General features: G+C 35.0%; 10 protein-coding genes, 1 tRNA gene and 1 pseudogene. 1 reads left to right on the top strand and 11 read right to left on the bottom strand.

Annotation, left to right across the window (positions count from 1 at the left end; genetic code table 11):
* Positions 1-108: 108 nt before the first annotated feature.
* The 8 genes and pseudogenes from BLV40_RS13280 to BLV40_RS13245 all read right to left on the bottom strand — a co-directional run bounded on the left by BLV40_RS13280 (position 109) and on the right by BLV40_RS13245 (position 5704).
* Positions 109-765 carry a TasA family protein gene (locus BLV40_RS13280; protein ID WP_090690820.1) on the bottom strand — a complete coding sequence of 219 codons (657 nt, stop codon included), beginning with the start codon at positions 763-765 and terminating at the stop codon, positions 109-111.
* A gap of 78 nt (positions 766-843) precedes the next feature.
* Positions 844-948: pseudogene (locus tag BLV40_RS13275) on the bottom strand (TasA family protein); the annotation flags it as partial.
* Positions 949-1047: 99 nt separating this feature from the next.
* A complete protein-coding gene (locus BLV40_RS13270) occupies positions 1048-1824 on the bottom strand; it encodes a DUF4047 domain-containing protein (protein WP_090690817.1) in 777 nt (258 codons plus the stop codon).
* A gap of 181 nt (positions 1825-2005) precedes the next feature.
* Entirely contained in the window at positions 2006-2593 is a 588-nt protein-coding gene (locus BLV40_RS13265; RefSeq protein WP_026591411.1) for a TasA family protein, read from the bottom strand.
* Positions 2594-2654: 61 nt separating this feature from the next.
* A complete protein-coding gene (locus BLV40_RS13260; protein WP_026591412.1) occupies positions 2655-3230 on the bottom strand; it encodes a signal peptidase I SipW in 576 nt (191 codons plus the stop codon).
* 135 nt (positions 3231-3365) lie between these two features.
* The gene (locus BLV40_RS13255) at positions 3366-4652 is read right to left on the bottom strand and encodes a D-alanyl-D-alanine carboxypeptidase family protein (protein WP_090690814.1); all 1287 of its coding nucleotides are present in this window, start codon (positions 4650-4652) and stop codon (positions 3366-3368) included.
* Positions 4653-4806: 154 nt separating this feature from the next.
* Positions 4807-5034 (bottom strand): hypothetical protein, encoded by a 228-nt coding sequence (locus BLV40_RS13250; RefSeq protein WP_026591414.1) that lies wholly within the window; start codon positions 5032-5034, stop codon positions 4807-4809.
* 118 nt (positions 5035-5152) lie between these two features.
* The gene (locus tag BLV40_RS13245; RefSeq protein ID WP_090690812.1) at positions 5153-5704 is read right to left on the bottom strand and encodes a hypothetical protein; all 552 of its coding nucleotides are present in this window, start codon (positions 5702-5704) and stop codon (positions 5153-5155) included.
* Positions 5705-6006: 302 nt separating this feature from the next.
* On the opposite strand from BLV40_RS13245, the gene BLV40_RS13240 reads away from it, so the two are divergent.
* Positions 6007-6079, top strand: a tRNA-Val gene (locus BLV40_RS13240).
* Between the two features lie 130 nt (positions 6080-6209).
* On the opposite strand, the gene BLV40_RS13235 is transcribed toward BLV40_RS13240, so the two are convergent.
* Genes BLV40_RS13235 through BLV40_RS13225 form a run of 3 tightly spaced genes read right to left on the bottom strand, consistent with a single transcriptional unit; the run spans position 6210 to position 12541 of the window.
* Positions 6210-9197, bottom strand: coding sequence for a type I restriction endonuclease subunit R (locus BLV40_RS13235; protein WP_090690809.1), 2988 nt, complete (start codon positions 9195-9197; stop codon positions 6210-6212).
* Between the two features lie 12 nt (positions 9198-9209).
* On the bottom strand, positions 9210-10535 hold the full coding sequence (locus BLV40_RS13230; protein WP_090690803.1) for a restriction endonuclease subunit S: 1326 nt from the start codon (positions 10533-10535) through the stop codon (positions 9210-9212).
* Positions 10532-12541 carry a type I restriction-modification system subunit M gene (locus BLV40_RS13225; protein ID WP_090690799.1) on the bottom strand — a complete coding sequence of 670 codons (2010 nt, stop codon included), beginning with the start codon at positions 12539-12541 and terminating at the stop codon, positions 10532-10534. Before BLV40_RS13225 ends, BLV40_RS13230 begins: the two co-directional genes overlap by 4 nt.
* Between the last annotated feature and the right edge of the window lie 371 nt (positions 12542-12912).

The raw sequence follows: 12912 nt of genomic DNA, 5'->3' as shown, positions 1-12912 counted from the left end.
ACCCCTTGAATTCTCTTGTTCTTTAAAAAGCTACCATAAGTTCATTATAAAGAACATAGGGGTATAATTGCAACTATAAAATAATATTAATTTTGTTATCTACAAAACTTAATTTTTCCCATACTTCATTTGCATATATCTTTTATAAAAATAAAACGCACACCCTACTAAGCCAATACCTATTAAGACCATACTGCTTTGTTGTACGCCTGTACGCGGCAGCTGCCAGTTACTATTAGTAGGTGGTTGTGCTTGATTGCTTCCCGTTTCATTTTCTGTACCTACACCATTTCCCTCTGGTCCTTCCGCATAGAAAATGAACTTCACTATTGTTTGTAACCCTTGATACTCATTTCCTAATTCTTTCGGAACATGTATCGTATAGATAAGCTCGTCAGTTCTATCAGCTACTAATGTACGATTTTCCATACTTTGAAGTTCTTTTAGACTCCCCTCGTATAACACCTCTTGCTTCTCTTTTACAGTGACCTTAAGAGCTTCATACAGTTTTGTAGACCCTTCCGAAACCTCACTCTTTATACTATATGATAATTTCTTTGTCCCATCATTACTAATACGTATACTTCGATTTGCCCAATCTCCTGGCTTCATATTCGAAACATGAAAAAGTACTTCTTTTGGTTCAAGGCTTATATCTATTTCTCGCCGCTCCTCCGCATAGACTTGGTCAATATTTTTTGTAATACCAATGAATAATACTAAAATTAGACATATACTCATAATAAATATCCACTTCTTATTCATCTGCATCCCTCATATAACACGAATTGCTATGGAAAAAGGCAGGAGAAACCTACCTTTTTTTTATCAATTCGATTATTTTTATGACCCTTCTGTTCTGTCTGCTTCAAAAGTCCATTTCAGCTGAAGTTGATTACCTTGGAATTCACTTTCATCTTGTTTATTGTCTACGAATTCATATTGTACATAAAGTTAATCCTACTGTTCCTGTTGCCTCCTTCCGCATTTTTCTTGAATTACATTTTTATGTTAACCTCTATATTTCTAGAAGGTATAACCAAAAAATTAGTGATTTTCATGTACAGTGTCTGAATCTTGTTGCGGTACTTCTTCTTTCTTCTCCTCAGGTTGTTGTAATACTCGATTGGTTTCTTCCGTTTGCTCGATTTGATTGATCTGCTCTTGTTTAGGTTTTAATGGTTGCTTTATTTCTTCTTGTTTCTTTAACTCTTTTTGCTCAGAAGGAGGTATAACTTGTTCTTGCTCTACTTTTTCAGGCGTGTTAGGAACCTGTTTCACTTTTTCATCCTCAATTTTCTTTTGCAGAGTTAGAATAAATTCTTCTATTTTTGGTACCGATATTTTCTTATCAACATTATCCTTCATACTTTTTACTTTCGTAAAACCAACTTGTACATATTGAAGTACTTCCTTACTTGAGTCGCTATTATTTACTTTTACATTTTCTATTGATTGGTTATAATAATCTTCTATTTCTGCATATATGTGTTGCAACGTTTCACGTTCGACTTTTACTTGTTCAAGCTGTTCTCTCAACTCTTTCACTTTTGGTTCAAGTATTTCTATAGAATCAGCGTGTATTTCCTTATTCATTCCTTCATCTACCTTTAAAATCAAACTCTCATGCTGCTCTGCTTTTTTCACCAAAGTATCAATCGTTTTTGGAAATACAATTGCAGTTGAAACAGTAGAATGTATTTTTGTCTCATTTACAAAAGCAGCCTCCGTATACGTAACTACTTGTGATCCCATATAGAAGACTATTGAACACATACAAGGAAACATAAGCATCGTTTTTAATTTTTTTGATGATTTTAGCATTCCAACCTCTCCCATTACTCGTATCTGATTCTTTATAAAGAACATACTTTCATTATAAATAATAGAATCCGAAAATCATAGAAAATTTTCCTGTTTTTGTTATATATAACTTTTGTATACTAGTTCAAAAATAATACCTATAGTAGGAGCAGGCTATCAATCTGATAGCCTGCTCCTATGATTACTTCTCTATACCAGCTGTTTGCTGTGCATCAAATGTCCATTTCAATTCAAGTGTATCCTCTTGGAATTGATTTTGATTTTTCTTATTATCGACAAACTCAAATTTCACTTTAAACTTGTCTTTGTTCCCAGCTTTAATACCTTTTTCATCTAATTTTTCAGCAAGTGCATCATTATTCACTATTATTAATGGTTTCCCAACTAATTCAGATAGTTTCTTTTCCTTTATAATATTATGACCTTTATCGGTATTCTTTAAGATGGTTACCTTAATATGATTACCAAAATCTTCAGTATTATCACCTTTCGCATCTTTCACAATATATTCCGAGTTTAATAAGACTTTTTCAATATCTAATGTTCCGCTGTTTACCAATTCAAAATCACGTACGATTGTATCACCAGGCTTAAGATTATTAACATTAATAATTGCTGTTGGATTTGTAGTTAAATCAAGTGTACCAGCTGCAAAGGTATTATTTGAGACTTCTTTATCGCTAAAGTACGCAAATGTTCCTACTCCAATTAAGGTAGCTCCCATAATTGCCGATGTAATTCCCATTCCTATTTTTTTCTTTAAGGTCATGTCCATATCCCCCAATGACATCTATATATTTATAATCTCTATAATAGAGAAAATAACGGAATTACACGGATTGTCCAACATCTGTAGATTTATTTTTCTTTTCATTATCAATGCTGCGAATTGCACTGAAAATAGTAATAACAGAATACATGAGTAAACATACACCTGGAATAATTAATAGTAAGGCAGCTCCTGCTTTTGAACTCGCATAACTTAACAAGTATCCTACATATGGAACTGTAATATCTGCATATTTTCCAATAACATTTTCCGCTAAGACTGGTTTTAAATCTGGCCCATTATTATTGTCACCCTTTGTTTCATACATGACTTTCCCATTTGCGTTTTTCACACCAATAATACGGTGAGTTACAATTTTTTTCTCATCTTCTTTAAAAGTAATTACATCACCTTTTTTATATTTAGATCCATCTTTCGTTGGTTCAATCGCAATAATTGATCCTGTTAAAAATGTTGGTTCCATTGATCCAGATAGTACCGTTTTAAATTGATATCCCATTACAGTCGGATCCCCGCCGCTTGCTTTGGATGAAATAACAACAAACGCCAAGCAAACCATCAACGCAAATAAAACAAATGAGATGACGTTACTAATAATCTTCCAAACTAGTTTCACCCGTATCTCCTCCTCTTTATTATGTATATGTACGTAAAAACTAGGATATCCTAAGCCGTTCTTAACAGAGAACTTAAATTAATACTATAATGAACGAACAAAAAACACAATAAAAAATAGGCAATTGATCATTGCCTATTTCACTTCTGAAGCCGCTTTCTTTTTAGCCCGTCTTACCACATATAAACCGATTATCATTAAACTAATAATTCCAGCTCCAATACCTATCATCCATCCAAAAGGATACGTAGGTTCAGTTGGTTTTATATTTGTTTTCGGCATTGCAAATGTAACATCTTCTTTAGAAAGAACATTAATACTGCCTATTGTTTGATTATTTTTTGTAACATCAACTGTTCCAACTACTTCACCACGGTGAATTCCATTTTGATACAATGTGCTTTTCTCAATAGGAGTAGTTCGAAAAACAGTTTTAACATTTTTTCCTTCATCTTTCTTTAACATAAACTCCGCACTTTGTTCTAGTTCACAATCTATGTCTTTATCTAAATACGTTGCCTTCTGATGCCAATTATTTTTATCTATCACCATTTGCTTCGCAAATTGCGAAAAGGAATGATCCGCAATTTGACGCATATCTTCGTAAATTTCTGGTTTTTGTGATGCCATCACAACATTAACAATACGGTTACCATCTTTCTCATTTAATAATACAAGCGTATTGCGAGCTTCATTTGTAAAACCTGTTTTTCCGCCAATACTATATGGATTTTCAAAATAATTCGCTTTATTAAAAATAGAAACCGTTTGTCTAGACGTAGTAACCGTTGTCCGTTTCGTATTCATAGCTTGTAAAATTTCAGGATATTGCTGAACCCCTCTTGTGATCATTGCCATATCATATGCCGTCGTATAATGATTCGGATCATGTAAGCCATTCGGCGTTATAAAATGACTATCCTTTGCCCCTAACTGCTTCGCTTTCTCATTCATCATCTTCGAAAAGTTTTCTATGCTTCCGCCAATCCGTTCACCAATCGCATACGCAACATCATTTGCACTTAATACCATTAAAACTGTTAGCGCTGTATTACGATCGATTGTTTCACCTACTTGAAATTCAAGTTGATAATTACTCTTTTCCTGATCTAATGCAAGTTGTGAAAACGTAAATTGATCCTCTGGCTTCGCATGCTCCATTAATAAAATAGCCGTCAACACTTTCGTCATACTTGCCGGAAATGCACGTTGATATGCATTTTTGTCGTACAAAACATCTCCTGTTTTCGCATCAATTGAAACTGCAAATTGACCAAATACATTCGGACCCGGACCAGGTGTCGGTGTAGGTGTCGGTGTCGGCACCGCCCCAGTACCAGTTTCGGCGTACAATGTCATAGGTGTTAAAAAGAAGACACACATCACCACCATAAAAACCATAATTTTCTTGCAATTTACCATATGACTCTCCCTCTTCTATTTTCTTTTGCCTTATATACTAATTCTACCAATCCGACATGAAATTGGTATTAAAATGGAAACTCAATTACCATTGTTCACTATATCATAATTTTACATAGAAAGACATAATCATACGAATAAAAATAAGAAGGACTCATTCTTTCTTATCCTTCTCATCGGCCAATAAATCTATTAAATTATTCCCGGCTTCCTCTTCTGTAATCTCATCGGTCATTCCCATAAAAGACCACCCTTTTGAATCTATCCATTCAATAAACTCATCTAAAAACTCATCATGAGAGACATCAACATCAAGAATCGCACCATTGATTGAAATCGTTCTATTTCTGGGCACACGCATCTTGAAAGATTTTCTTACCATTTGTATATACCTCTTTAATCTATAATGTATTTATAAATCTATTTTCTATTTCTGTTATACCCTATTTCCACGAAATTGTAAAAAGAAGATCCTACCAAAACAAATATAAATTTTATATTTACTTGCTATGTTGCTTAATATAATCATCATATGCAGGTATCGCACTAGCATCACCATCACCAGCACCAGCTTTCGCACTGTTAAACACATCTCTCGATTGCAATCTGTTCTGTACGGTATCAAGATCGTGTAAAATACGGTGAACATATACTAAAGCTGTGGTATCATGATTTTGAATTGAAATACGAAGCAATATTCTAGCTCGTTCTAAATCTTCCTTTAAATTGCCTTTAGACAATGAAGCAGCTTCTATTAAAGTGGTATCAATTAACTTGAATCCCGATTCATTCTCTTCCCAAGCTGGAGCATCCGTTTTCTCAAAATTCTCATGTCTTTCCCAACCTGTAATCGAATTTAAATCACTATGCATTTCTCTTATCTTCATTCCAATATCTTTTGATTTATCTACCTCTTCGATTTGCTCAGTTTCCCCAGCTTTCATTTCCGCCTTATCTGTTTTAGTAAAAAACATAATGCTACCAAATATCAATCCACTTAAAACAAGCCCACCCATGACAAAAACAGTCCATTTTCCACTCCTTCTAAACAAAGTGACACCCCCCTTCAAATTATCCCCTATTTTAAATTATATCAATTTCAAATCACATTATAGGATAAAGCTACTACTCAATCTGATAAAAGGCGAAAAATCCCTTCAACTTTATGAGTAAATCATTCGCTTATTTACTATTAAACTACATGAAAATGTGCCTTCAATAAAATATAGGCGTGGTATTCTATCAAATTCCATTTTTAATATTGTAGTTAAAAACTATTGTAAGGTGACACTTAATTTTGTATAATCAACCTAACAGAATTATCAGATATATCAAAAAGAAACTTTTTCATCATGATCCCGTAGCTCAGCAGGGAGAGCGCCACCTTGACAGGGTGGAGGTCGCTGGTTCGAACCCAGTCGGGATCATACGAAAAACCCCTTGGTAGTCAAGGGGTTTTCTTTATGTAGCAAACTTTTGTCTCTTCTTGAAAGGTAAATTCTTTGCTTCTTGGTCAAGATTTGGTCAATAACTCTCTTTTGGTCAACGGTTGCTTTTTTACCCATTCACTTCCGCATACACTTCATTCATCATATCTTCCATAATAAAGTTTTTGAATTCCTCATTCTCTAAAATCTTCATAAAGAATTTTTCGTTACTACCCATACGATCAATTACGAAGTCCATGAATGATTTTTCGAAAGCGAACTTGAAATTGTCTTTTGTATTGTTTTTCGCTTTTTGTTGAATGTCTTCACTGTTTAACATGTCTTCTTTTACTTGGTCCCGTGAAAGAAAATCAGTTTTCGTAAACTCTGTACCAAAGCGCTCATTTAACTTCTCTAAAATAGATGATAACCGAACCTTCTCATCTTCCACTGCACCACCTGTACCATGTGAAGTTGGCTTTAAATCTACGCCACCCGTTTTCTCTAGTTCGATGCTGCCTTCAAATACCTTCTGATTGCGATAGTATTGAAGTGCAACATCATCTGCCATATATACGTCTTTATCTTTACTACTGCGCGGCAGCTTACGTAATAGATAGTTTAAATAAATATAAAGCTTGTGCAAATCAACATCAATGAACATCGCAATTTGTAAAATAAATGCATATGTACGTACGAACTTCGTTACCGATGCTTTAAACGCTTCTTTTTCTTCCTCATTTAATTGCTTAAAGCGTTCCACACCTTTATCAATCCATGCATTAAGTTCCGTTTGTGCCTTCGTTGACTTTTTGAATCCACCTTTTATCTCCAGCTCATTTACAGCTTGCACTTCTTCCTCTGTAAAAATTTGATACGGTTCTAGTTCTGCTTGTAAGTCATATAAAATATTCGGATCCGTCACTTCCTCCAAACCTGTCGTTTCATAATAAGGCTGGAACGAAGCTTTAATATCTTCTGTATCATTAACAAAGTCGAGTACAAACGTATCTTCTTTCCCTGGACAAGTACGATTCAAGCGAGATAACGTTTGAACCGCTTTAATTCCGCTAAGCGGTTTATCCACATACATCGTATGCAGCAAGGGCTCATCAAAACCTGTTTGATATTTTTCCGCCACAAGTAACACTTTATACTCATCCGAATTGAACTTATCAGGTAATTCTTTTTCACTAAATCCATTCATATCTGGCTCTGAATAAGGAATTTCACCATCTTTGACAATACCAGAGAAGGCAACAACCGTTTTCAAATCATCATAGCCCATTTTATCAATGTACCTGTCAAAAGCGATTTTATAACGTACCGCATGCAAACGACTTGCTGTTACAACCATCGCCTTGGCACGACCACCAATTTTATGACGAGTAAAGTTACGATAATGCTCAATGATGATTTCTGTCTTTTGGGCAATATTATGTGGGTGTAGGGACACATATTGAGCTAGTTTTTTGGTTGCTTGTTTTTGCGAAACTAATGGATCGTCATCGACCTGCTTCGCTATTTTATAAAATGTCTTATACGTTGTGTAATTACTTAACACATCTAAAATAAAGCCTTCTTCAATTGCTTGACGCATCGTATATTCATGGAAGGCATGCGGTTTGCCATCTGTTCCCATCGTTCCAAACTTTTCAAGTGTTTTCGGCTTTGGTGTTGCCGTAAAGGCAAAGAATGAAATATTATCCTGCTTCCCACTTTTCATAATCGTTTCAACGATTTGTTCATCTAAGTTGTCCATATTTTCTTCTGCAATACGGTCTTCCTCATAAGCATCTTCCAATGTTTTATCTGATAAAATATTCGTTAATGCAGTCGAAGCTTTCCCACCTTGTGAAGAATGCGCTTCATCGATAATTACCGCATACCTTTTACGGTCAAAATCCGATACTTTCTCCATAATAAACGGGAACTTTTGCAGTGTTGTAATAATAATGCGCGTCTCACCTGTAATAGCCTGAGCGAGCTGATTCGAATCTTTATTAATACGCTCAACCATACCAGCTTTATGCTCTAGCTGATACACCGCATCTTGTAATTGCTTATCTAAAACACGACGATCTGTAATCACTATAACACTACTAAACACCGCATTATTCTCTTCATCATGCAGCTTTGCTAAACGATGAGATAGCCAAGAAATAGAGTTCGTCTTCCCACTCCCTGCACTATGCTGAATAAGATAATTTTGACCGACTGATTTCGCTTGTACATCTTCCTCAAGCTTACGCACAACATCTAATTGATGAAAACGTGGGAAAATCAACATTTTACGCTCACCAATCGTTTCACCATTGGAATCCAAAATATCGTCCTTCTTCACAAAGACAAAACGGAATAAAATATCCAGCAAACTATCAGGAACTAACATCTCTTCCCATAAATAATGCGTGCGGTAGTTATTGTAAACAGTTGGATTCCCTTTTCCACCGTTATTTCCTTTATTGAATGGTAAGAAATATGTTTTTTCCCTTTTTAGCTCTGTTGTCATAAATACTTCATCTGGATCAACAGCAAAATACACAACGACACGCTCATTGAATGTAAACAATTGCTCTTTTGGATCTCGATCCATTTTCAACTGCTTCATCGCATGCTCAACTGTTTGGCCTGTCAATGGATTTTTCAGCTCCATCACAACAAGTGGTAAACCATTTACAAATACCACCATATCTAAACTATTATTATGCTTATCGCTATAATATACTTGGCGACTTACTGTGAATCTATTTTTTTGATACAGATCATTCATTAACTGATTCATCGTAGTTGGCGGCTTGTTGTAAATAAGCTTCAATGTTACACCACGGTCTTTAATTCCGTGGCGTAAACAATAGATCAATCCTTGCTTTTTCAGTTGGTCACAAATGCGATTTAGCACCTTTTGCTTATACTCTGAACCATACGATTTCTCTAACGCTCGAAGTGCTTTTTCTTGTGTATCTTCTAAAAATGCAAAAAGCTGCTCAACATCAAGCGCATATTGCTTAAATAGACGACTTGCTTCCCCTTCAAACGTACGTTTCGTATACCCGTTCGCTATGAATGAATCTTCAATATTCGTCTCAAATCCTTTTTCCGTTGCATCAATCGCCATACCATCACCTCATTACGATTCTACTTCAAAATCCCGCACATCAATCTTCCCCGTCACGACCTCGTAGATTAAGGATTGGCGGTATTCTTTTAATTTTTGGATTTGCTCTGTTACTAATGAAATAAATGAATAAATATTAGTATCGATTTCTTCAATATGCTCAACAGTTTGATTCATCTCACTTAAAGCTGGTATAGGAATCTCTAAGTTAGCATACTTTTCAGCACTTACATTTTGAATAGTCGCCTGAATTAAAATAGATTGAATCCACTCTTTATAAATGCTTGATTGTGTATAATAGTATAAATACTTAGAATTATACTCTTTACGAACCCTTAATCTTATCAAATATCCTGCAAAACTTGCTATCTCCTTAGAGCCATGATAATAAGATTTCCCTACAGTAGCGCCACTTCTAGCAAATAAAATATCCCCTTTAATTACTGGATATTGGTCAGCAACCTCTTTCGACAAAGACTTAAATGTATCATCTTTTAATTTTCCGTGCTGGTCTATATCAGTTATTCGAATATAACGTGGTAAGGTACGATCATCTAACTCTGCCGACTCGTTTGCACCATACATTAACTTACTTTGAGTTAAATACTTCATTTTTTTGATATCCCAATGCTCTGGTATCTCACCAATCCACTCTACACCTGAATTTTTCATTTTTACATTTGGATTTAACCCCTTTGTTACAGCTTCTGTAATCATTGATTGGCGTTTTTCTTCAAAAAGACTAATCATTTGTTCTTTTTGAGCTATTAAATTATCAATTTCCTGAACTTTGTTGTCTAAAAATATAACAATTTGTTTTTGTTCAGAATACGAAGGAAGTAAAATCTGTAAACTTGACAATTTACTCGCTTTAATACCCGCAGCAGTAGATCCTGTAGCAAATGTTCTCAAATGCGACTGAAATCCGTGCGATTGAATCCAATATTTAAGGTAATAGTTATCTAATACATTCTCTATTCCTCGAAACTTGATTATCCGCTGAGCTAATGCAATATCAATTCTATCTACATTCGCTACTTCACCTAAGGGTGCCTCAGTTGTAAAAAGAACATCTCCTATTTCAGGTAAACCTCTTCTCATAACCTCTTCATATTCTTCTAATTTTACAAATTCTTGAGAAAGCCAATAATTGATTTTACCATGCTTTATATTCTTGGCTGTAACTAAAAAAATACCTTCTTCAACTTTCTCAGGAGTCTTACCTCGATAATCCACAATACTATCTAGATACTTAGTTAACCCTCCATATTCCCATTCAGAAGGAATATCTTCCAACCATTCTAAACTTGTTTTCTTATATTGAGGATATCCCATCATCCCATCACCTTCTTCAACTTCTCTAAAATACTCGCTTCCAGCGCTTTAATTTCCGCCATAATTTCCGTTGAACTACGAAGCGCTGTATATTTATAGAATTGGCGTGTAAATGGGATTTCATAGCCTACTTTTGTTTTAGATCCATCAATCCATGCATCTGGGACATGAGGTGTTACTTCACGTTTGAAGTATTCATAGATGTCTTCTTTTAATGGTACATTTTCTGTATCACGTAAGTCTGTATCTGGCTCAGCGTCTGTTTTATTCTTCATACAAATATCCGCTGTTTCATCCTTTTCAGAAAGGCCTGTTAAAATCGCTTTTAACACTGGTGCACCAATTGTTACGTCTGCCTTTTTAAAGGCATCTTTTAATAATTTCGTAAACTCGTCACGATTTTTAAATAATTGGTCACTTTCTAAACTACGTAACACTTCTATGATTTTTGCTTGTATAGCCTTTCCAGCTTCTATTTCAGCAAGTCCGTTATCACCTTTTTTCTTTGACGTCGCAAGGTTTTGAAATGCTTTTTGCTCTACACACCGCTGAATTCGTTCTTCAGAAATAAGGACGTTTAAACGTAATGGACGTTCGACTGTGATTTTACGGTAACCAAAGTCTTCATTATCAAAGGTTTTGACGTACTCACCTTCTTTAAAGTCACCATATAAGCGAACGATTTCATCAATCTGCTCTTGTGCAATTTCATTACGCTTATTACCCATGCTTTTCTTCATCTTTTTCGAGAAGTCTACAGCATTCACAAGCTGTACTTTCCCTTTACGAATTGTCGCTTTATTGTTTGTTAAAATCCAAATATATGTTGCGATGCCCGTGTTATAGAATAAATCATTTGGCATTGCGACAATACCTTCTACTAAATCATTTTCAAGCATGTACCGACGAATTTCGCTTTCACCTGAACCTGCATCCCCTGTAAATAACGGCGATCCATTCATAATAATTGCGAGCCTGGAACCTTGTGGATTTTCCGCTGTTACTGGCTTCATTTTTGAAATTAAATGAAGTAAGAATAATAGCTGCCCATCACTTGTACGAGGTGTACCAGGACCGAAACGTCCGTTATATCCTTGCTCTTCATGCTCAGCTTTAATTGGCTTTTCGTATGATTTCCAGTCCACGCCATACGGAGGGTTTGAAATCAGATAGTCAAACTTCTCTCCTTTGAACTGATCGTTTGATAGGGTATTCCCTAAACGAATGTTTTTCGCATCTGCACCTTTTATTAAAATGTCAGCTTTACAAATCGCATACGATTCATCGTTAATCTCTTGAGCGAAAAATTCAAGGTCAGCGGTAGGATTCAGCTCTTTTAAATACTCTTGTGCAACGGAACCCATTCCACCTGTTCCAGCAGCACAGTCGTATAATGTTTGTGTTAAACCAGTTTTTGTTAACATGTCATCGTCATGCATGAATAATAGACTAACCATTAAGCGTACAACTTCACGAGGTGTGTAGTGATCCCCTGCTTCTGCATGCTCTGAGAAACGACGAATTAATTCTTCGAAAATATAACCCATTTCTACATTGGAAACGACTTCTGGATGTAAATCAAGCTCACTAAAGCGTTTAATCGTTAAGTATAAAAGATTGTTATTATCTAATTTATCGATTTGACGGTCAAAGTCAAAGTGCTCCATAATATCACGAGCTGTTTTTGAAAAACCGTTGATATAATCACGTAAGTTATCAGCGATGTTATCTGCATCACTTAGTAATTTTGTGAAATTATAGTTGCTTACGTTATGGAAGTTTTGTTGTGCGATACGATTTAAAATCGGCTCACGAGCATCTTCATTCATCGCCTTAAACTTTTCAAAGTTTGCTAGTACTTCATCTTTTGTACTATCTAATACGCAATCAAAGCGACGTAACACGGCTAAAGGTAAAATTACCTTTCCGTAATCCTCTGGTTTATACGGTCCACGCAAAACCTCTGCGATTGACCAAATGAAACTTACTTTATCTTGGAAATTAATCATTCTATATGTCTCCTCTTTTTTATATAGTCCCATTGTCTTCACAAAGACATAGGATAAATGACTTATACATGTCAATTATATTTTATCAAAAAATGTCTATAAATGTCGCTGCTTTTAAATATGAAGATGTTTTTATTACCATGAAAAGTGACTTAGTAATATCACTAAAAATTCGATAATAACTATACCCTTAATTCCTATGCAGTAGATTTTAACCAAAAATTAGATGTAAGAACTAATACATTTCACCATATCGATGTTATTTAATATTATGAGTGATATTAAAATTCTACTTTGATAGCGCACAAGTCTTACAAGCCTTCTTTACTGTATAAAAAAAGAAGAACCTTGAAAAATTAAGGTTCTTCTTT

It is taken from the genome of Bacillus sp. 166amftsu, assembly GCF_900107445.1.
In the GTDB taxonomy this organism is placed as follows: domain Bacteria; phylum Bacillota; class Bacilli; order Bacillales; family Bacillaceae_G; genus Bacillus_A; species Bacillus_A arachidis.
The sequence above is the reverse complement of the archived record's forward strand: the minus strand, read 5'-3'. Positions and strand labels throughout refer to the sequence as shown.